The sequence below is a fragment of the Gammaproteobacteria bacterium genome, assembly GCA_024235095.1.
In the GTDB taxonomy this organism is placed as follows: Bacteria; Pseudomonadota; Gammaproteobacteria; order Competibacterales; family Competibacteraceae; genus UBA2383.
The window spans coordinates 159,485-180,063 of record JACKNC010000003.1 but is presented as its reverse complement, the minus strand read 5'-3'; the positions used below and the strand labels follow the sequence as shown (position 1 = coordinate 180,063).

Annotated in this window: 15 protein-coding genes and 4 pseudogenes; 12 read left to right on the top strand and 7 right to left on the bottom strand. The window is 56.6% G+C overall.

Annotated elements, in window-relative coordinates; genetic code table 11:
• The first annotated feature begins 361 nt into the window (after positions 1-361).
• From H6973_17730 to H6973_17710, 5 genes and pseudogenes are all read left to right on the top strand, one after another.
• A complete protein-coding gene (locus tag H6973_17730; protein MCP5127410.1) occupies positions 362-958 on the top strand; it encodes a cobyrinic acid ac-diamide synthase in 597 nt (198 codons plus the stop codon).
• Positions 939-1,262, top strand: coding sequence for a hypothetical protein (locus H6973_17725; protein ID MCP5127409.1), 324 nt, complete (start codon positions 939-941; stop codon positions 1,260-1,262). Before H6973_17730 ends, H6973_17725 begins: the two co-directional genes overlap by 20 nt.
• Before the next feature lie 119 nt (positions 1,263-1,381).
• Complete coding sequence (locus tag H6973_17720) at positions 1,382-1,999, top strand: hypothetical protein (protein ID MCP5127408.1); 618 nt, start codon at positions 1,382-1,384, stop codon at positions 1,997-1,999.
• A 20-nt stretch (positions 2,000-2,019) separates the two neighbouring features.
• Positions 2,020-2,219 (top strand): annotated as a pseudogene (locus H6973_17715) (MEKHLA domain-containing protein).
• 100 nt (positions 2,220-2,319) lie between these two features.
• On the top strand, positions 2,320-2,715 hold the full coding sequence (locus tag H6973_17710) for a type II toxin-antitoxin system RatA family toxin (GenBank protein ID MCP5127407.1): 396 nt from the start codon (positions 2,320-2,322) through the stop codon (positions 2,713-2,715).
• A gap of 35 nt (positions 2,716-2,750) precedes the next feature.
• Here H6973_17710 and H6973_17705 read toward each other — a convergent pair whose 3' ends face one another.
• The 5 genes and pseudogenes from H6973_17705 to H6973_17685 form a co-directional block, all read right to left on the bottom strand.
• Positions 2,751-3,083: a hypothetical protein gene (locus H6973_17705; GenBank protein MCP5127406.1), complete on the bottom strand. Its 333-nt coding sequence runs from the start codon at positions 3,081-3,083 to the stop codon at positions 2,751-2,753.
• A gap of 72 nt (positions 3,084-3,155) precedes the next feature.
• Positions 3,156-3,986 carry a hypothetical protein gene (locus H6973_17700; GenBank protein ID MCP5127405.1) on the bottom strand — a complete coding sequence of 277 codons (831 nt, stop codon included), beginning with the start codon at positions 3,984-3,986 and terminating at the stop codon, positions 3,156-3,158.
• Between the two features lie 60 nt (positions 3,987-4,046).
• Complete coding sequence (locus H6973_17695) at positions 4,047-4,727, bottom strand: IS6 family transposase (protein MCP5127404.1); 681 nt, start codon at positions 4,725-4,727, stop codon at positions 4,047-4,049.
• Between the two features lie 53 nt (positions 4,728-4,780).
• Positions 4,781-4,933, bottom strand: a complete 153-nt coding sequence (locus tag H6973_17690; GenBank protein ID MCP5127403.1) for a hypothetical protein — start codon at positions 4,931-4,933, stop codon at positions 4,781-4,783.
• A 267-nt stretch (positions 4,934-5,200) separates the two neighbouring features.
• Positions 5,201-5,880: pseudogene (locus H6973_17685) on the bottom strand (IS6 family transposase).
• 113 nt (positions 5,881-5,993) lie between these two features.
• Between H6973_17685 and H6973_17680 the strand changes: the two are divergent.
• Positions 5,994-6,074, top strand: a pseudogene (locus tag H6973_17680) (hypothetical protein).
• A 256-nt stretch (positions 6,075-6,330) separates the two neighbouring features.
• Here H6973_17680 and H6973_17675 read toward each other — a convergent pair.
• Positions 6,331-6,873: a hypothetical protein gene (locus H6973_17675; protein MCP5127402.1), complete on the bottom strand. Its 543-nt coding sequence runs from the start codon at positions 6,871-6,873 to the stop codon at positions 6,331-6,333.
• Positions 6,874-7,003: 130 nt separating this feature from the next.
• On the opposite strand from H6973_17675, the gene H6973_17670 reads away from it, so the two are divergent.
• The 5 genes and pseudogenes from H6973_17670 to H6973_17650 all read left to right on the top strand — a co-directional run bounded on the left by H6973_17670 (position 7,004) and on the right by H6973_17650 (position 11,655).
• Positions 7,004-7,846 carry a hypothetical protein gene (locus tag H6973_17670; protein ID MCP5127401.1) on the top strand — a complete coding sequence of 281 codons (843 nt, stop codon included), beginning with the start codon at positions 7,004-7,006 and terminating at the stop codon, positions 7,844-7,846.
• Positions 7,843-9,273 (top strand): hypothetical protein, encoded by a 1,431-nt coding sequence (locus H6973_17665; GenBank protein ID MCP5127400.1) that lies wholly within the window; start codon positions 7,843-7,845, stop codon positions 9,271-9,273. Before H6973_17670 ends, H6973_17665 begins: the two co-directional genes overlap by 4 nt.
• Before the next feature lie 270 nt (positions 9,274-9,543).
• A pseudogene (locus H6973_17660) lies at positions 9,544-10,469 on the top strand (IS1595 family transposase).
• 115 nt (positions 10,470-10,584) lie between these two features.
• On the top strand, positions 10,585-11,274 hold the full coding sequence (locus tag H6973_17655; GenBank protein MCP5127399.1) for an IS630 family transposase: 690 nt from the start codon (positions 10,585-10,587) through the stop codon (positions 11,272-11,274).
• On the top strand, positions 11,275-11,655 hold the full coding sequence (locus H6973_17650; protein MCP5127398.1) for a transposase: 381 nt from the start codon (positions 11,275-11,277) through the stop codon (positions 11,653-11,655).
• A 494-nt stretch (positions 11,656-12,149) separates the two neighbouring features.
• Here H6973_17650 and H6973_17645 read toward each other — a convergent pair whose 3' ends face one another.
• Complete coding sequence (locus H6973_17645) at positions 12,150-13,682, bottom strand: DUF4214 domain-containing protein (GenBank protein MCP5127397.1); 1,533 nt, start codon at positions 13,680-13,682, stop codon at positions 12,150-12,152.
• A 402-nt stretch (positions 13,683-14,084) separates the two neighbouring features.
• On the opposite strand from H6973_17645, the gene H6973_17640 reads away from it, so the two are divergent.
• Complete coding sequence (locus tag H6973_17640; protein MCP5127396.1) at positions 14,085-20,513, top strand: polyketide synthase dehydratase domain-containing protein; 6,429 nt, start codon at positions 14,085-14,087, stop codon at positions 20,511-20,513.
• The last annotated feature ends 66 nt before the right edge of the window (positions 20,514-20,579 follow it).

Genomic DNA, 20,579 nt, shown 5'->3' with positions numbered 1-20,579 from the left:
TCATCGTTATGAATTAAGTTGACTTAAGCTATTTTGATTCAAGTTAAGATGAATCGATTCAAAATAATTTGCAGTGACTTGAATTAATCTATATCATTTTAGATTAACTTCATTTAAGTCGCTGCAAGGTGACCGCCATGTCCTGGTTTTACTGTCGATGGGAACGCGGCAGCCGCTACTACGAGGCGCGCATCCAGCAAGATCTGTGGGGCGAGTGGGTGTTGGTGTAAACCTGGGGGCGGCGGGGCGCTGCCTGGGTTCAGCAGCGCAATATCCCCTGCGAAAACTATCCCGCCACCCTGGCGCGTTTCCAGCGCGTACAACGGCGACGTCTCCAGCGCGGCTATCACGAGCGACCAACCTGGCCGCCTGGCTGGCGGTTCAAGGGTGTGATGTGCTGCTGGTGGATACCGACGTGCAACGCACCGCCGCCAACTGGGTCGACCGGCGTCATCTGCTCTCGAATGTGCCTGCTGTGCATTGCGCCGAACGCCGGGGCAATGTCTTTCATGCGCTGCGCGATCTGGCCAAGCGCTATGAACAGGTGATCGTCGATGCTGGTGGCCGGGACTCCGAAGAGTTGCGCACCGCCCTGGTCGCGGCCCACCAGGTCTATGTCCCGCTCCGCGCCAGCCAGCCTGACCTGGAAACCAGCTTGCACATGAACGAGCTGGTCACCCTGGCGCATGGCATGAACCCCACTCTGGAGGCACGGGTGCTGATTTCGATGGCTCCGACGAATCCTTCGGTCAAGGAAGCCGTCGACGCGCGGGAACTGCTACAAGAGCTTTCCGCCCTCCTACCGTCCGCTGTGACCATCAGCGAGCGCAAGGTCTACCGAGACGCCATGACCGAGGGGCGGGGGGCCTGTGAACTCGACAACGACAAAGCCCGCGCCGAGATTGCGGCGCTGGCGGGAGAAATCTATGGAGACACTCATGGCGAAATTCAGCCTTAAACCCAACCCGACGCCGGCTGTAGAACCTGACATCAATCCCGAGGCGCTGGAAGCGTTCGCTGCCGGCGCCAGGGGCCGGGACACCGGGAAGGCGGAAGCGCCGCCTTGGGACCACTTCGACCCCAACGCCAAGCCGCGCTACAACGTCGCCATCCGGCTGAACGATTACCAGTTGGCGATGCTGCGCTATCTGGCGGAAGCGCGGGATATCAGCCAGCAAAAACTGCTGAATCGGCACTTGATCCCGATTCTCAAGCAGTTGACGCTGGAACAATGGGCTACTGAGCGGAATCCGTCAAATTGACTGGAAATGACGTGTTTTAATCTCAATTAATTCATATCAACTGAAGTCAATTTAAGTCATTTCAATGAAGCCTGGCCGGACGGTTTGGTCGCCGTCCAGCAGGTGATGCCTATATTGGAATGAAATTTAAAACTATTCTGCTAAAGCAAAATAGAACCCATCCCATCATGGACATCGTCAAATACATTGCATGGCTGCTTCCAACGCTACTCGGATTCGCGGGAAATTGGCTGTTTAAATTTACAGAGGACGATCCCAAAGCCCCACACAAAAAGCGGCTCACTCAACCCGGTCAGTTTGCCATTGTTGCCGCTGTAGCTTCACTTTTTCTTGCCGCCTATACAACGTATTCAGACCAACAAGTTGCAGCGGCACGGGCGGCAGAAGCCGAATCTGATCTAAAGAATTTGATCGAAAAGCTGGATCATACGAATGCAAGGCTCGCAAAAGCCATTGGACGTCTGAATGAGAACTTGATGTTTCTCGGCGCTCGCGCCGGTGAATGTTCCATTGATGAAGTGGTCCGATTCACGGCGAAAAACGGTGATGTGCCTGTTTCCTCTGCATCCTCCGTGCTCGTCGAACTTGCAACGCCGCGGATCGCGCTCGTCTGGCATTGTGGTGAAACCGACAAGAAAACCAGGTGGGAAGAACCTTTCGATGTCGTCCGATGTGAACGAACGGGAAGTGGGGCTGTTGTATGGACGTTTTACAAGAAAGCCCAGACGACCGGGTAAAACCATAGCGTTGTAGAGCAGTGCATGCAACCGGAAGCCACCGCCGGGCCGAAGGAGCGCGGTTGTTGGCGGAAGTCGCTGCATGCGGCTACATTGACGATTATTCCGGGGTGCGCACCGCGCGCACTGTCGGCGCCTCCGGATCGAGCGCGCCACCGTCTGGAACCTGACCGATGCGGCAGGCCAGCGCTGCGGACAAGCCGCGACGTTTCGGGACTGACGATCAGTGAAAAAGAGGTCTACTCCTGAGAGGTCTGTGAGGTAAGAGGATGTTGATCCCGTATCGTGCACGTCGGAGGCTTCCCCTTTCGAGTGAGCAGATGTTCGATCTTATCGCTGATGTAGAACGCTATCCTGAATTTCTGTCCTTGATGCGCCAGGCCCAAATCGTTCGCCGCGACGCCCACACTTACGAAACGCAACAAACCTTGGCGCTGGGCGTCATGATCTACCGGTTTCGCACCCGCACTGAATTGAACCGGCCACACGCCATCCGGGTGACCTCCGCCGATTGGGCCTTTCGTCGCTTCGAGATCGGTTGGTCTTTTACCCCCACCTCTGAAGGTCATTGTTGCGTTGATTTTACCCTTGACTGCGAGATTCGGGCGCTCTGGCTCAATCCGTTCAACACGGTGTTGATCGCCCAGATGGGGGCGACGATGATCGATGCCTTTGCGACGCGCGCCCGTCAGTTGCATCCGGCGCCCTCGCTCTGATCCGGTCTCTTTATCACTGGATTGTTTCGGAGCATTCAATCGCGACCGTCTTCGATCCCACCCACGCCTGGGATTCGGTAACACCCCACCTGGTCGGGGAACGCCCGCCACGCCAGCGTATCGAGTCCGACCCAGGTTAATGCCTCGCAGCAGCCCGGAAAGCGTTCGCTGGTCTCCACGGTTCGCGCCACGCCATCGATGACCACAATTCGGAAGCCCGGCTGATTGCCCGGCGTCTCCCAGCGCACCAGCGCCACCACATTGCCATCCTCGCGCCAGGCGAGCCGATCTTGCCAATCGGTGGTCGGCAAGTTGGGCGTCCATTCCCCCGACCAGCGGATTTGACCGACGCGGTACGACGATTCCATCCGAATTTCCATGAGGTGATGAAGAGTGGCGTAAGTGGCGTAAGTGGCGTTGATTTCAACATTTCTAATGTCCTATAGAAAATTAGGTTCCTTAATGTCAGAAGTTCCGCCACTTGCGCCACTTGCGCCACTGTCAACAAGCAAACCAATACCTAGCCAGTAGCGGGTTCCGCCCGTGCGTTTCTTTTGGTCAAAACCACGCTCAACCAGTCTTAATCCAAAACTTCGTTGTGATTCAGGGCGTTCTCCTTGCGCCTCGCACCAATCGCTATAGGATTTGTACAAATCAGCCGCTTTCGCTTCGGCCACTTTATTAACCACGCAACAATCTGCTAGCCAGGCCGCCAACACATCCATCTCTTCCCGATAAGCTTGCGTGGCGTCCAAGACGGCCTGCGGCGGCTTCAATCCTTCCTCGCGCCACAGCCGCACCCCTTCCAGCGCCCAATTCAGAATGCCCGACAGGGCCGCCGGCTCGCGCAGTCTCGTTTTGAAACTCCCGTCTTTCTCGTGGTCAGGGATGCAATAGGTGAAGGGAATCAGCCGAATGCGTCGCCAAATCCCCAAGTCGGTGCCGGCGATGACCGGTTTGTGATTGGTGGACAACCACACCTTGAACTCCGGGCGGAACTCAAAAGTGTCCTGGTGCATGAAATTGGCGCGAATGCGGTCGCCGCCGGTCATCGATTTGATCAGCACCTCATTCAGCCGCTTGCCCTGCCCGGTCTCGACGCTGGCGACCAGGCGCGCGCCGCGCAATACCGCCAGCTCGGTGGCGTGGCGGTCCTGCTTCTTCTGCATCAGCAGATCCGGCGTGGCCTGCTGGGCGTAATCCGTACCGAGGAGCGCCGAGAGGGTTTCAACGAACGTGGATTTACCGTTTTGCCCCACCCCCCACAGCACGAAAAAAGGTTCTGTTGCGTTAATTTTTTTCGAGCACGATTGGGTAACCCTTGCAGGTTATTAGGCAGCCAGTGAATAAAATTGTCCTGCGGCGGAGAGATTCGTCCCTTCGGCCATGATCATTTGGCCCTTCTTGATCATGTGCAGGAGTTCGATGCCCCGCAGGGTGGTCCGAGCAGAATGAAAGCCTTTGAACCCCAGCATGGGGCGGACGATCCGTTTAACGGCGCGATGATCTTGTTCCACTAAATTATTTAAGTACTTGTTTTGGCGAATCTCAATGGCGGCGCCCGTCTCCTCCTGGAGTGCATCCAGGGCAGCGGTGTTAGCGCCACTCTTATCGATCGTGACTTTGTCCGGAAGACCGTGCTGCCGTATCGCCTTTTTGAGAAAGCGCAGGGCGGCTTTCTTATCGCGATGCGCCGTGAACAGGAAGTCGATCGTCTGGCCGTCTCGATCAACCGCGCGGTAGAGGTACTTCCACTGGCCTTTGACCTTAATGTAGGTCTCATCCATCCGCCAACTTGTGCCCACCGGGCGCTTTTGTCCTTTGCGGAAAGCCGCTTCCAACTGCGGCGTAAACTTCTGGACCCAGCGGTAGACGCTGGAATGATCCACGTCGACACCCCGCTCCGCCAGCATCTCTTCCAGGTTCCGATAGCTCAACGGATAGGCGAGGTACCAACGGACACTCGTTAGGATGATGTCTCGTTCAAAGCGGTGGCCTCTAAAATCGATCATGCGGGTTCTCAAGTCAGGACAGGGGCCGTGTAGCTTACCGAAATCCGACCCTATCAGCTAACGCAACAGAACCCCTGTTTCTTCCAGGCGTTGATCTGAGTGGCGTGAATACCATACTCTGCCGTCAGCTGATTGCTGGTTTTCTGTTGACGAATCGCCTCCAAGGCCCCTTTGGTCTTGAACTCAACCGTATGCCTTTTGCGCACTCCTGCCATATTTCACCTTGCCTTTCGCTGTTGCCTTCTCTCTTAGAGCCTGGTCTAAAATATGGGGAGCATCATAGATAGCCCCTGATTGGTGACGATGATCATCTGCCCCTTCTTGATCATGTGCACCAGTTCGATACCTTGCAGGGTCACTCGGGCGGAACGGAAGGATTGCAATCGGTGCCGTTGGGCGGCCCGGAGCGGTAAATAACGCGGTTCTGTTGCGTTAATTTTTTTCGAGCACGATTGAATAACCCTTGCAGGTTATTAGGCAGCCAGTGAATAAAATTGTCCTGCGGTGGAAAGACTCAGCCCTTCGGCCATGATCATCTGGCCCTTCTTGATCATGTGCATGAGTTCGATGCCTTGTAGAGTCACCCGGGCCGAATGAAAGGTGTGGAATCCTAGCATCGGTCGGATGATTCGTTTCACAGCCCGATGACCCTGTTCCACCCGGTTATTCAAGTATTTGATTTGACGGACCTCGATGGCGGTGCCCATCTCCTCCTGGAGAGCATCCAGGGCCGCGGTGTGGGCGCCACTCTTATCGATCGTGACTTTGTTCGGCAGGCCGTGTGCCGTATTGCCTTTTTGAGAAAGCGCCGAGCCGCCTTCTTATCACGATGGGTGGTGAGGAGAAAGTCGATCATCTGGCCATCCCGATCGACGGCGCGGTCGAGGTACTTCCACTGGCCTTTGAGTTTGATGTAAGTCTCATCCATCCGCCCACTCGTGCCGACCGGGCGCTTTTATCCTTTGCGGAACACCGCTTCGAATTGAGAGGTAAACTTCCGGACCCAGCGGTCAACACTGGAATGATCCACGTCGACACCGCGCTCCGCCCGCATCTCTTCCAAGTTCCGATAACTCAACGGGTACGCCAAATACCACCGGACACTCGTCAGGATGAGGTCTTGTTCAAAGCGGTGGCCTCTAAAGTCGATCATGCGGGTTCTCAAGTCAGGACAGGGGCCGTGTAGCTTACCGAAACTGGAACTCCTTTGGCTAACGCGACAGAACCGTTGAAAGTACCCACGAGCAAGCCATTCGGCGCTGTGGTCTGCGCCAGTGCCGCTACATTAGACTGACCAAAACCCACCTACAACACGTGCTCCCTGCCGTCGCGATTAACCTGATTCGGGCCGGTGAGTGGTTAGCGGGGACCCCAACAGCTCCGACCCGTTGTTCGCGGTTTGCCGCCCTTCAAGGAGTGGCGTGAACGACCCAGGAGAATTCGCCACCAGTGCCAAACATTCGCGATTTCCGGGTACTCTGGCCAATGGATCGACGGATCTGGAATTCCCAATCCTCAATACCGTGCGTCGGACGGTTTACCGCCTTTAGGCTAGTCATTGACCTTTAGCTATTGAGTAAAATTCTCAGCTCCAAGATAAACTTCAGTGACGTCCGCCCATGCCCCCACTCAGCAGTTGCTGTACGATATCGCCGTATTGAGTAGCCACCATCTCTTCAACGCAGTCCGCCTCTTGCGTGACCGTTCCAGTAAAGGTTTGCGCGCTTAGGTCATAAGTACCAGCAGTCGTGCGCGTGCACGTCATTTGGTTTTCATCGGTTCCTCTCGTGCGACTCATGTCGGTGGTGGTGCTCAGACTCAAGATATACAGATTGCTGTCGCTGGTATCCTGAATCAAATTGCCCGTCGTGGTTATGGAACCGTCCTGGGTTGAATCCCGGTCTATGCAATTGGTATAAGTGACCGTACTTTCCAGAGCGCCTGTCGTTGGATCATACGAACCGCTAATGGCGCGTGTGCCGCCGCCTTGACAGGTCGCGCTTTCATCGATGCTGACGGCCGTGGTGGGAATGGTAGCAGTCGTCGATATGCTTGTACCATCCCCATTACGACCGCCGTGGGCCAGCGCGGTCGCGCAAGTCATCAAACCAATCGTGATCAATACCGGAATATAACGCGCTTTCATATCATATCGCTCCAAATGGTCATTTTTATCGAGGGAAAATTTCCCACGTAGAATTATATTAAGTGGGATAATTTCCCACGTCAAGAAAATGTAGGATAATCACCTCATTCATTGGCTTCAACCAATCCGAATCATGACGCCACTCACCCCGCCTTCCACGCTGGCTGCCGCACTGAGACGCATCTTGAGACCCATCGTGCGTCTCGCATTGGCACACGGCATTACCTACCCGGCTTTTTCGGAACTACTGAAAACGCTATTCGTCGATGTGGCCCGCTGTCATTTCTCTCTGCCTGAAACTCCGCTCAGCGACAGCCGCCTTCATCTACTGACCGGCATCCATCGTAAGGAACTGAAACGCCTGCGCGAGATTCCACCGGACCCGGCAGGGCGAACGCCCGAATCGGTGTCTTTCGGGGCGCAACTGGTCGGCCTCTGGATCGGTAAAACACCTTACCTCGACCAACAAGGCCAACCGCGACCGTTGCCTCGATTGGCGAGTGGGAGTACCGACGTTTCTTTTGAATCGCTGGTGGCGAGCGTCAGCAAAGACATTCGCTCCCGCGTCGTGCTCGATGAATGGCTGCGCCTGGGAATCGCCACGCTCAATGAGCGCGATGAAGTGGTACTCAGCACTGGCAGTTTCGTACCACGCCCCGGCTTCGATGAAATCGTTTTTTATTTCAACCACAATCTGCACGATCATGCTGCCGCTTCCGTGCACAATCTGCTCGGCGAAGCACCCCCCCTACTGGAGCGCAGCGTCCATTACGACGCCTTGTCGCTAGAAAGCATCTCGGAACTTGAGGCGCTATCCAAACGGCTTGGCATGAAATCGTTGCAACTCATCAACAGCAAGGCGATTGCGTTGGAAGAACGAGATGCCATGACCGAGCAAAATCGACAACGCTTTACTTACGGCATTTATTTCTACAGTGAACCGACGTCGTCAGAGGGAAATGAATCATCATGAACCGTTATCAGTGGTTTCGATCCGCGATACATCCCCTCTATCTCGTCACCACCGCATGGCTACTGATTCTGGGGATCTGTATCGGGCTGACAGCCGCGCAGGCTGCGCAGCCGACTTGCATTGAACCAATACCAAGCAACGACTTGGATCATGGTGGAATCGAAGGTCGCAGCCATTGGGCCCAGGGCGGCAGCGGTAGCGCCGGCAAAATGCCGGGCGGTAGTGGCGGTACTGGCAAAATGCCAGGGGGCAGCGGCGGTACCGGCATCATGGGAACCATCACCGCTTTCGGCAGCGTCTGCGTCAACGGTTTGGAAATTGATTTCGACTCCAGCACAACCCTCCGTCACAATGGTATCCCTGTCCACTTGCGTGCTTTGGCGCTCGGTCAGATTGTCGCCATCGACGCCAGTGGCCCCGAATTGCGACTGACGGCACGACATATTTTCATTCTGGACGCGCTGCAAGGACCCGTGACCCGCCTCGATCCGCGCCACGGAATGCTTTACGTGATGGATCAACCCATCATCATCAATGACACCACGCGTCCAAACGGTCTGGTGACGCTCGGAGCGCTACAATTAAACAATTTGGTGCGCGTCTCTGGTTTTCGCGATGTGAACGGCATCGTCCATGCGACCCGCCTTGAACCGGTTTCTCATCTTAAGGAACACAGTGCTGTCGGTACGTTGCAGCGCACGGCATCCGGAGCCTGGAATCTTTCGGGTTTGCCACTGCACGCGACGAATCGCCGTCTGTCGGCTAGTGTGGGTGAAAACGCGTTGGTGCGAGGTCGATGGAACGGCCGGCAATTGGTAATGCGAGAGGTCGAAATCGATCCGCTACCGTCGTTGCTGGAAGAGGGTGTCCAAATGATCGCCGAAGGATTGGTGTTGGAGCATCAGGATCCGCTCAAGCTGAGGATTTCGAATTTTGATATCGATCTCACTCCGCAAACCCAGATCAGCGATACTGACCCTAGCCGCTTGCTGGCCAAGGGTCGGCTCGTCCTCGTTTCCGGCCATCTCGCGGGGAAAAATCGCATCGTCGCCGACACCATCAAAGGCTCTGTCAGCGCTGGATCGCATGGCTCGACCCCTCTTAGCCAGCGCTTCTCACCCACCGCTGTTCGCCCCGCCCACCGCAATGTCAGCGATCTCGACCAACCCTCCACCATCGGTGGCCTACCGACCCCCCCAGATAGCCAAGATCGGGCAGCACCATCCGACCGCAATGAACCGATAGGCCAAACGACCGCGCCGGATCTGAGCGCAGCGACCCATCGCGACGACTCCACGGCAAACCCGCCTGCATCGGTTAATGGCAAAAAGAACCCATCTGCGGGAAGCCAGGGGCCAGGAGGGTTTGGCGGTGGCCGGCATAGTGGGGGCAAAGGGCAGTCCGGCGGCGCATCACGAGGCCGCTGAATCGGTCGGTCTTCGGCACGATTCTGGGTCCGACCGACCGAAAAATGAAGAACCAGAAGGGAGTGAGCGTGACTCCTCCCGATGATGATCCTGCTTTGGAAAAAGGGTAGTCTTGCAGAAGTAGTGATCAATACTCAATGATTTACCGGCTAATGATCTTTAAAAATTGGCTCAATATGGATTCCAGGCTGTTGAAGATGGCTCGCCCTGCCAAGGGACAGGAGCTACACTGAAGAGGTTTTGAACCGCCGCGCTCCAGGTTTCCCGTCGATGATCAACCTTCAGAATCTACTGGACGATGTCCGGTGTTACGAAACGGTCCGCCAACTGCGCTGGCCCGATGGGGTTCACTGCCCCCATTGTGGGGCGGCGAACGTGACGAAGCAGGGTCACGACACGACCCAACCGGCGCGACAGAAATATCGGTGTGCCGGGTGCCATCGCTCTTTTGACGATCTAACCGGGACGGTGTTGGCCGGCCACCACCCGCCGTTACGAATTTGGATATTATGTTTATATTTTATGGGTTTGAACTTGTCTAATGCCCAGATTGCCCAAGAGTTGGCGTTGAATCCGGACGACGTGCAGCGGATGACCGAGCAACTGCGCCAAGGTATCGTCGCCCGCCAACCCGAACCCACCTTGGCGGGGGAAGTGGAATGCGACGAGGTCTATATGGTGGCCGGGCATAAAGGGCATCCGGACGCGGTGAAAAAAAAGGCCGCCGCGGGCGGCGTCGCCGGCTGAAGGGGGCACGGGGTCGAGGCACCCTGGAGCAGGAAAAGCCGCCGATTCTCGGCATGATTGAGCGCGGCGGCGCGGTGGTCGTCCGGATGCTGGATAATGTCCAGCAAGCGACCATCCAACCGCTCCTTCAGACTTTCATCGCCCCGGGAACCCGGGTGTATACCGATGAATATGCAATCTATAACCCATTGAAGGATTGGGGCTTTGATCATCATACGGTGTGTCACAGCCGGGGTGAATACGCCCGCGACGACGATGGCGATGGCTTCCATGAGATTCATGTTAATACCGCTGAGGGTTTCTGGTCCCTGTTGCGTTCCTGGTTGCGACCCCATCGAGGAATTTCGCAAGAAAAGCTGCCGCTCTACCTGGGCTTCTTTCAGTTCGTGCATAACGTCCGCATTCGGGGCAAAGGCTTGCTCAGACCTCTCTTGGAACTGCTGGTCGCCTATAGGCTTGCCAACGATTATCCCTACATTATCAACGAACTGAGCGTTAATCAAATTGTCTAATAACTATAGAAGACCTCTTTAGAGACTCTAAATTTATAGAGGAGGTGCGGCAATGAACGCGGAATGGATGTTTGATGCACGTAAAATACCGGATGAAGTGATGAATTACATCCGGCGTATTGCGGTTCGCGCGGTCGAAGAGAAGCATTATGGTCCGGAGCTTGTTGCTGATTTTTTGGGTATCGACCGAACGAGTATTTATGATTGGCTTCGCAACTATCGTTATGAAGGAGAAGAAGCCCTGGATACCCGGAAAGCGCTCGGCGCCACGTGTGTGATGACTCCGGATATTGATCGATGGTTAAAAGAAACGATACTCAATACGACGCCGGCGGATCATGGCTATGATACGGTTTTATGGACTTTAGAGATCATGGTTAATTTATTGAAAGAGTACTTTGGTTTATGGGTATCGGATGCCACGGTTCGTCTGCATTTACATCAATTAGGACTGAGTTGTCAAAAACCTTGTTATCATGCCTTAAACCAGGATCAGGAGGAAGTTAAAAAGTTTATTAATGAAGAATTTAAAGAGATTCAGAAGCGGGCTCAAGAACTTGGAGCGGATATTGCGTTTCAGGATGAGTCATGGGTTCAAGGCCATACGCGTTCTGGACGGACGTGGGGCTTAGTCGGTCATCCGCCTGAAATTAAAGTGAGTGATGACCGGGGTGGGTTTCACATTTTATCGATGGTTACGGCGACGGGCGAGTTAATATTTGAAGTGACCACTCAAAAATGAGTGAGTGGGGTTTTCATTGCCTTTTTAGAGAAGGCATTAGAGGGTCGAGAGCGCCCATTAATTGTCATCACGGACAATGCGTCTTATCATACCTCGAAAGAAGTCAAAGCCTTTCTTGAGACGCATCGAAAACAAATCCGCTTGTTCTTTCTTCCCCCCCACTCGCCAGAGTTAAATCCGGATGAACAGGTTTGGAATGAGATCAAAAATGATCATCTGGAAAAGGAGCCAATTAAAAACCGGGCTGATTTCAGAGCGCGCGTTTATTCTGCTTTGGAAAAGCTAAAAGAATTTCAGGAAAGGGTCAAATCATTTTTTAGGCTCCCTGATACTCAATACGCTAATCCTGCAGCAATTCCCGGTCTCTTTCCTATCTTTTGATTAATAAGGATTTTTTCTCAAAAATTTATCAGTGTTTAATAAAAAATATATTTATAAATCATTTAGATGAGCAAAAGAGACCGGGAATTGCTGCTAATCCTGAAAAAGCTCCAGCATGATTTTTGTGGGGATAACTATTAGCAAGACAATACCACAAGTTGCGAAGAGTGAATCTCACGGTGATGGCATGAAAGGGCAAGTCCTGCATTCCCGAAAACCTGATTCGTACAAAAGCCGGCTCCGCCGAGACTGCGAGATTGATAAGGACGGGGATGCGCGCGAATTCCATCAGGGCACGAGGACTGGCGACAGTGCCTCAATACGATGCCGGATATATGGCCGCAACTTTTCCTTCAGTCAAACTGCGATTTCCTCTTGCATCGCGGGGCGGACCATATATACAAAAACACCGTAGCCCGGATGCAGCCCTCAAGCCGAAACTCGGAGGTTCCCGGATTCCGCTTCGCTTCATCCAGGCTACGCTCCTACGCTCCTCAGAATCCAAGCCTCTGCATAAAGTCAGTGAATTCCACAGAATAGAGAAAACCCGCCATCGCAGCATTGCGCGTCATACCACTCGCTAATTGTTCCAGCCAGAACGTATAGCCGCCTTCGTCCGGTTCACGCTGAAAGAAAGTGAGATAAAGGTTGGTGACGAATTCAAAGTCGGTGGTATTTCTCCCCAGGTATTCGGCGCTATTGAAGAAGAAGTCCGCCATTTGCCGAAATACCGGTTTGACGTCCATGCCTTCCCTCTGGCGCTCGGCAATCAGATTCTGCCAGAAGGCCAGTCCTTCCGCGTCAGGGTCGCGGCGCAGAATGGAGACGTAGTAGTGAGTAATCAGGGTGGTTGCGTTGGAAAAACCGGCTGTTGAATATGGAATCCGCACTTCGGAGCGGTTGACCAACAACCCGTCACGGACATCGTTGAGTCTGATGCGGATTTGGTAACCGCCATGATCAGGCGTCAATACGCCATTTGGCAAGGTGTAAGTGGTTGTCGTGGTCGGGAGACCAGACGAAGAAAAAATGGACAGGAAGCAGAAATTTGCGTCAAATTGGTCAATACGCACCTCAACATAGTTATACGGTGCGGTGGCTACCGGCAAAGTCCAGGAAAGCGTCGGCGTCAATGCGTCGCCAGAGAGGGTGACGTTTTCCACAAAAGCAATAGGTAATGGGGCGTCGATACCAGGTTTGATGACTTGATCCTGAACCCCACTGTTTTCAGCAGTGATGGTAAAGCCGCCGGTTGCGACATCAGTGGAAAAATTCGCAAAGGGACGGCCTGTGAAAAAGTCATTCGGGAAAATCCCGCAGCCATCGAAATCGAGATTAAGGTTGACATTACTGTCAACCAAACTTGTTGCGTTCACGGTCGTACCCAGGGCGGGCTTGACCGTAGCCTCCAGCACAATCTGATCCCGATCTGCAGTTCCCTCTTGTCGAACCGTGCGCCTGAAGTAATAAACCTCGGCATCAGAGATCGTTACCGGGCCTTGGTGAGTTGTGTATGTCACTCGGGTATCGGAACGATTCACTAAAGCGCTGCCTTGCACCTCTTCCAGCATGACGCGCAGCATGTAATCCCGGTCCGGTTGCAATACATCACTGGGCAGAGCGTAGGCCGTGGCATCAATAGGTAATGCATCGGAGGTAAAGACCAAAGCTCCTCCGGCGAAGTCGACTACCCTGACTCTAATGCGGGTGTAGGGCAAACCGGTCGCCGGTAATTCCCACGTTATCATAGGCATGAGCAAATCGCCGGAGATATTGATGTTGCTGACAAAGGGCAGCGCTTGCACTTCAAAAAGATCGTTGGTAACACTTGTCGCGGTGTCAAGTCCGTTCATTGCGGTGACCGTCCACGGACCCAGTTGGTCTGGATTGTAGGGCGCGCTGGCGCTCAATTCGTCAGATCTAAACCCTGTGTCTTGGAGGACGATGCTGGTTGCGCCTTGCGTGGCAACGGCGCTGGTGTTTTGCACGGGATTTACAATCGCGCCAATCAAAAGTAGGTCAAACATACTCCCGTTCGGATTCATCACGTTTGAACGGAAGAAATAGGGCGTGAAGGACACAGGCTCGGCCTGAACATTGACCGTAAGCAGCATTCCCAACAGTATACCGACGATAGGTTTAAGAAAACTGCTGAGTCACCATCTCCACCTTCCTCCTGTATGAAGAAAATATTAGAACTCTTGGTTCGTGAAACCAGGAAGTGTTTTCGGGAAGACTCCCATTTCTAGGTATAGAGTGGAGTGTCTCATTCTACAAGCAGGATTTAATATTTTTTACAGGATGTTTTTACGCGATGACTGATGAGTTATCTCGCGCAAGGACGGTAGACGGTAGTGCTACACTTTATAGCAATTCCTCCCTTGGCCCCCGCTCTCCCGAGTCTGGAGAGTCAGCATAGCGTTAACCCAATGTCGAATAACCACTTAAATCAAGACGCCGCCCAACAGCTTCGGCGCGCGCTCGGCGCGGTTCGAGACATGCGTGAAAAGCTGCAAGCCGTTGAAGCGCGAGCGCATGAGCCGATTGCAATTATTGGCCTGGCTTGCCGATTACCGGGCGGCCTGGATTTAGCCGCCTTCTGGCGCACCCTCGTGGAAGGGCGCGATGCGATCCGTGAAATTCCGCCGGAACGCTGGGACATCGAAGCGTTTTATGATCCCGACCCGGATGCGCCAGGCAAGATGAACACGCGCTGGGGTGGTTTGATCGACGCAGCTGATTGTTTCGATCCCACGTTCTTTGGCATCTCCCCGCGCGAAGCGCTGAGCATCGATCCCCAGCAACGCCTGCTGCTGGAAGTCGCCTGGCACGCACTGGAACAGGCGGGCATCGCCCCGGATCGGTTGACCGGGAGCCTCACCGGCGTTTACGTCGGTTTGAGCACGCACGACTACGCCGAAATTCTCGGTGACCGCGCCAGCGCCGACTGGATTGACGCCCACGCTAGCTTGGGCAATTCGGCGGCGGTCGCAGCGGGGCGTCTGGCCTACACCCTAGGTTTGCAGGGGCCAGCCATGGTCGTGGACACCGCCTGCTCCTCATCGTTGGTCGCGGTGCATCTGGCCTGCCAGGCGCTGCGCACCGGCGAAATCGGGCTGGCGCTGGCCGGAGGCGTTAATCTGACCCTGCGTCCGGAATTGACCATCGGGTTCAGCAAGGCGCGGATGATGGCGGCGGACGGTCGTTGCAAGACCTTCGATGCGGCGGCGGATGGTTATGTTCGTGGTGAAGGCTGCGGGGTGGTGGTGCTCAAACGGCTGTCTGACGCACTAGCGACGGGCGACCGGATTGAAGCGCTCATTCGCGGCAGCGCCATCAACCAGGACGGTCGCTCGAATGGTCTGACTGCGCCCAACGGACCGGCTCAGGTTGCAGTGATCCGAGCCGCGCTGGCGAATGCCGGCGTCGAGCCTGCTCAGGTTTCCTGTATTGAGGCGCACGGCACCGGCACCGCGCTCGGCGACCCGATCGAGGCGCGCGCCCTGACCACGGTGTTCGGCGGTGAGCGGGTTACAACACCGCCAGCCGTCGGTTCGGTGAAAACCCAGATCGGCCATCTGGAAGCCGCAGCGGGCATCGCTGGACTGATCAAGATAACGCTGGCTCTGCGTCATGCAACCTATCTCCCTCATTTACACTTCCATACGCTGAATCCGCATATCGCCGCCGATGGTTTTCCGTTCCACATTCCCACCGTGGCCACGCCGTGGACGCCTGTCGCGGGCCGGCGCATCGGCGGAGTCAGTTCATTCGGATTCTCCGGCACCAATGCTCATGTCGTGCTTGAGGAAGCGCCGGGAAATAGAGAGACAGGGAGTAGGGAGGCAGGAAGACTGCTTTGCCTGTCCGCCCGTGACCCCGAAGCGCTCGATGAATTGAGGCGCCAGACAGACGCCGCGCTGGCCGCGCCGGACGTAGACCTGGCGGGTCTGGCTGCGACCTTGAGCGCAGGACGCGCGCACCATGCCTGTCGAATCGCTGTGGTCGCCGGGAATGCTGAAGACGCCCGCGCCGCATTGGCGTCGGCGCAACCAGTTCGGTCCACGCAACTGCCGGTGATTGCTTTCCTGTTCACCGGCCAGGGTTGCCAGTATCCCGGTATGGCCCGAGGATTGATGGCCGAACCGCGTTTCCGGGAAATCATCGAGCGTTGCGAAACGGCGCTGGCGGGACGCTTGGAGCGGTCGTTAACAGATTTGCTGTTGGCTGAGGATGCGCCGCTGGATCGCACGGAACTGTTGCAACCGGCTCTGTTCGCGCTGGAATACGGAATCGCGGAACTATGGCGCAGCTGGGGCATGGAGCCGGTAGCGGTGCTTGGGCACAGTGTGGGCGAAGTCGCCGCCGCCTGCTTTGCCGGCGCGATGTCGCTGGAGGAAGGTCTGGTCTTCATTGCCGAGCGTGGCCGCTTGATGGGAACGACCGCGGGTCTGGGCGGCATGGTCGCCGCCTTTGCCGCCCCGGAGACGGTGGCTGCTGCGATCACCGGCAGTGGCGCAGTCATCGCTGCCCACAACGGCCCAGCAAACACCGTCGTGTCTGGCGACAAGGCAGCGTTGCCTCGCGCCCTGGCGATGCTGGATCAGGCCAGCATTGCGTATCGCCGACTGGAAGTCGCCACGGCTTTTCATTCCCCGGTGCTCGATCCCTGTCTTGACGCGCTGGAACAAGCAGCGGCGGCTGTAGCCTGGCGTTCAGCCCGGTTGCCAGTGGCTTCAAACCTGACGGGCGACCTGATACACCATTTCGACGCCGGTTACTGGCGGCGGCAGGCGCGGCAACCGGTGGCGTTCACCGAAGGAATGCAGGCGCTGGCGGATCGAGGATGTACGGTATTTCTGGAAGTCGGACCACGCCCTATTCTTTCCGCTCTGGGCCGTGAGATCGTGGAGGACGCGGAATTCATCGCCGCCCTGCGGCAGGAGAGCGAACCCCGGCGCGCTTTAACCGAGGCGCTGACCCGGTTATACACCGCAGGTGCTTCCGTCGATTGGAATGCTTACTGGGGTCCCGGCTGGCGCCGGGTGGAAGCGCCGCTTTATCCGTTTCGCCGCGAGCGTTTTTGGCCAGCGACTTCCAGATTGACCGCTCAGACTTCACGCCTCTCTCAACAGGGACCGGGGAAACCGGCGCACCGCTTGTTGGGTCATCCACTCGATACGCCGTTGCCACAGCATCTTTTTGAAACTTGGATGACGACAGAGACTCTGCCGTTTCTGGCCGATCATGTCGTCTTTGGCGAGATCGTAGTTCCGGGCGCTATGCATACGGTGCTGGCGTTGATCGCGGCGCAGGCGACGCAGCGACCGTCGCCCGCATTGGAGGATGTGGTATTTGCCCAGGCGCTGACCGTACCTGCCGAAGGGGTGCGGGTGCAGTTGATCCTGGAGCCGTCCGGGGATTTCACCCTGCACAGCCAGCGCGAGGGTCAGGACTGGGTTCGGCACGTCGCTGGGCGAATTATCGAGGATGCCCGATCGGCGTCCAGCAGTGAAAATCTGGAATCGCTGCGCGCCCGGTTGACGCAGGACGAAGCCGGTGCTGAATCGCTGTTTGCTCTGTTGGCGGAACGCGGCATCCGCCTGGGGCCGATGTTTCAGGGCATTCAGACGCTTTGGCGGGGTGAAGGCGAAGCGTTGGCGGAAATCCGGAAGCCGGATGCGTTGGGCGATCTGTCCGATTTGCCGATCCACCCCGCGTTACTCGATGCCTGCTTTCAAACCTTGGGTGCGACGTTCAGCGGTGATGGCGCTTCAGGCGGGTTTTTGCCGCTGTCCATTGACCGGGTCCGGTTCTGGCGCAGTCCCCTGGAACGCTTCTGGTGCCATGTGACAACCAGCGGTGGTTTGTCCAGCGCCGACATTGCGGTCGGGCATTTCCGGTTGCTGGATGCCAATGGCCAAATCTGCATGAGCGTTGAGGGGCTGCAAATCAAGCGAGTGGCCGCGCCCGCGCCGGCAGACCCTCTAACCGATGCCCTCTTGGAGTTGGACTGGATTCCCGCGCCGTTGCCTGATCTGGACTGGGCAGACCCAGCGCTATTGGTTGAAGCGGCCCGATCGCATGATGCCGAACTGCCGGAGGATCGGGGGTTGGCGAATGATTTGGAGCGGCTGGCAAGCGCATTTGCCGCTGATGCATTGCGCACTCTGGGTGTGGCGCCAGGCGTTGATAGCTATGAAATCGAAGCGATTGAACACACCTTTACTGAATCCCGTGAATCCCGGCGACGTTTGTTCCGCCGGGTTGCCGAAATCGCCGCCCTAGATCCGGAAGCCGCTCTGATCGGCGGTAAATCACTGGCGGAAGCGCTGCGTAGCCGCTATCCAGCGAATGCCCTCGAAATCGATCTGGTCGCGCGCTGTGGCGGCGGGTTGGCCGGCGTTCTGAGTGGGCAAGCCGATCCTTTACAACTTCTGTTTGCCCACGATCTACAGGCAGGCGTCAACGATTCGGAAACGGCGGGCGACAATATTTACAGCGATTCCGAATTGGCCAAGGCGGCAAACGCCATGATCGCCGCTGCGGTCGCTGAGGCGTTGCGACGGCGTGGCCCCGGCCCGGTGCGCATCCTGGAGGCAGGAGCAGGAACCGGGGCCACCACGGCGGTCTTACTGCCGCTTTTGCAGGATCAGGATAGCGCCCATTATCAGTTCACCGACATTGCGCCGGCCTTTCTTACCGCTGCGCAACGCACTTTCAGCAAGCAGCGCGGGATCGAATTTACCCGGTTTGATGTGGAACAAGCGCCAGCAGCGCAAGGACTCACGCCCGGCAGTTTCGATATAGTGATCGCTGCCAACGTGGTTCACGCCACCGCGGACCTGCGTCGCTCGCTAGCTCATCTGCGCGCTTTGTTAAAGCCCGGCGGCTTGTTAGCGTTGGTGGAAAGCACCACCGCACAACGCTGGTGGGATATTGTGTTTGGCCTGACCGAGGGCTGGTGGCGTTTCACGGATACCGATCTGCGTCCCCGCCACCCGCTGTTGCCGGCGGAAACCTGGCGTGTATTGCTCATCGAACAGGGTTTTGCCGCTACAGCTACCGTGGGGATTGACCGGGAAGCGTGTCAGTCGCTGATTCTGGCGTGCGTGGGTTGGGAAGCGCCGTTGTTCGCCGTTCACGATGGTGGCGAAAGTCCCTCCCGGCGGTTGGCTGAAGAACTGGCGGGCGCTCTCCAAAAGCGCGGCGGCGTCTGTCAGGTGATGCCGGTTGCCGAAGCGTTGCCGCGACTGGCTGAAGCTGCGCCGGCGGGCGTGGTCTATACCGGCGGCGTGGGTGCTGATGATGAGGTGGCTTTACATCAGGCGTTTGATCTGATTCGTGTCATGGCTGCTGAGGGACGTGAGCGGCTGTGGTTGGTCACTCAGGGCGCGCAGAATGTCGCCAATGTGATCACTCAACCCGATGGCGCAGCGTTGTGGGGTTTGGGCAAGGTCGCGGCGCTGGAACATCCTGAACTGCGTTGCCGCCGAGTCGATCTGGACCCTGCAACGCTTAATCCGATTGCTGAATTGGCCAGTGAGTTGTTAGGCGACGATGCCGAAGCGGAAACGGCCTGGCGCGGTGGTCAACGCTACGCCAGTCGATTGTCGCCGGTTGCGCTGCCAGCGGTCGCCCCTCTAACGCTTAACCCACAAGGGAGTTATCTGATTACCGGCGCTTATGGCGGACTCGGACCGTTGTTAGCGGAGTGGTTGGCTGGGCAAGGCGCTGGCGCTTTGACGCTGGTGGGCCATCACTTACCGCCGCCAGCGCTGGCTGAACGCTTGCGCTCTCTGGAGTCGAAAGTCCGGCTTGAAGTGGCCGATGTCGCGGACCGTGCGGCAATGGCCCGATTATTCGCTGACCTGGATCGTGAAGGGCCAGCGCTTCGGGGCGTATTCCACCTGGCGGGTGGCGTGGCCGACGGCGTATTGCTCCAGCAGGATTGGGAGCGTTTCGCCAGCGTGTTGCCCGCCAAGGTCGAAGGCGCGCGGAATCTGGACCTCCTGACTCGCGACCGGTCGCTGGATTATTTCGTGCTGTTTTCCACTTCAGCGGCCCTGATCGGTAACCGGGGCCAGGCGAATCACGCCGCCGCCAATGCTGTGCTGGATGCGCTGGCTTGCGCCCGTCAGGCGAATGAATTGCCCGGCCTGAGCGTTAACTGGGGCGCTTGGGGAGAGATGGGCGCGGTGGTGGAGGGTGCTTATGCCGAACGTCTCCAGGCATCCGGCGCCAAGCCCCTGTCGCCGGCTATCGGGTTGGAGGCGCTAAGTCGTGCGCTGCAAGGTCATCGGGCGCAGATTGGGGTGATTCCCGTGGATTGGCCACTCTTCCTTGCGGGATACGGCGCGCGAACTCCCTCCTTCTTCGAACGGCTGGTTCGCGCTCCTGGTGTGAGCGCTGCGCGGAAACAGCGTTCCCTGGATGTGGCGCCTTCCAGCATCGATCTCCGTTCCCTGCTGGCGGCGATGCCCCCGGAACAGCGCCAAACCCGGTTGATGACCTTGCTACAAAGCGAGGCCGCCGCGGTGCTTGGCATCGCTGAACCTGAGCGCATCGATCCCGATCAACCCTTGAGCGAACTGGGACTGGATTCGCTGCTGGCTTTGGAGTTGCGCACCCGGCTGGGCGCGGCGACCGGTGGGAAATTGCCAGCGACTTTGTTATTTAACTATCCCAGCGTTGCTGCCCTGACCGGACATCTGCTGGATGATGTGCTTGATCTTGCCGAGGCGCCCGCTACGGCTGTTCGTTCGACGGAGGAAGAGGCCCTGCGGGCGGAAATCGCTGATTTGTCCGAAGCGGATCTGGAGGCGTTGATCGATAATGAGCTTTCTAATCTGGTTTAAGGCAGTTCGTAAAATTGATATGATTCAATAAAGTACATGTTATTCATAATTGACTATATCGCTTTT

Coding starts and splice junctions, on each gene's coding strand:
- H6973_17725 (MCP5127409.1), top strand. CDS start 939: ATGGCGAAATTCAGCCTTAAACCCAACCCGACGCCGGCTGTAGAACCT.
- H6973_17720 (MCP5127408.1), top strand. CDS start 1,382: ATGAAATTTAAAACTATTCTGCTAAAGCAAAATAGAACCCATCCCATC.
- H6973_17710 (MCP5127407.1), top strand. CDS start 2,320: ATGTTCGATCTTATCGCTGATGTAGAACGCTATCCTGAATTTCTGTCC.
- H6973_17705 (MCP5127406.1), bottom strand. CDS start 3,083: ATGGAATCGTCGTACCGCGTCGGTCAAATCCGCTGGTCGGGGGAATGG.
- H6973_17695 (MCP5127404.1), bottom strand. CDS start 4,727: ATGATCGATTTTAGAGGCCACCGCTTTGAACGAGACATCATCCTAACG.
- H6973_17675 (MCP5127402.1), bottom strand. CDS start 6,873: ATGAAAGCGCGTTATATTCCGGTATTGATCACGATTGGTTTGATGACT.
- H6973_17665 (MCP5127400.1), top strand. CDS start 7,843: ATGAACCGTTATCAGTGGTTTCGATCCGCGATACATCCCCTCTATCTC.
- H6973_17655 (MCP5127399.1), top strand. CDS start 10,585: ATGAACGCGGAATGGATGTTTGATGCACGTAAAATACCGGATGAAGTG.
- H6973_17645 (MCP5127397.1), bottom strand. CDS start 13,682: ATGTTTGACCTACTTTTGATTGGCGCGATTGTAAATCCCGTGCAAAAC.
- H6973_17640 (MCP5127396.1), top strand. CDS start 14,085: ATGTCGAATAACCACTTAAATCAAGACGCCGCCCAACAGCTTCGGCGC.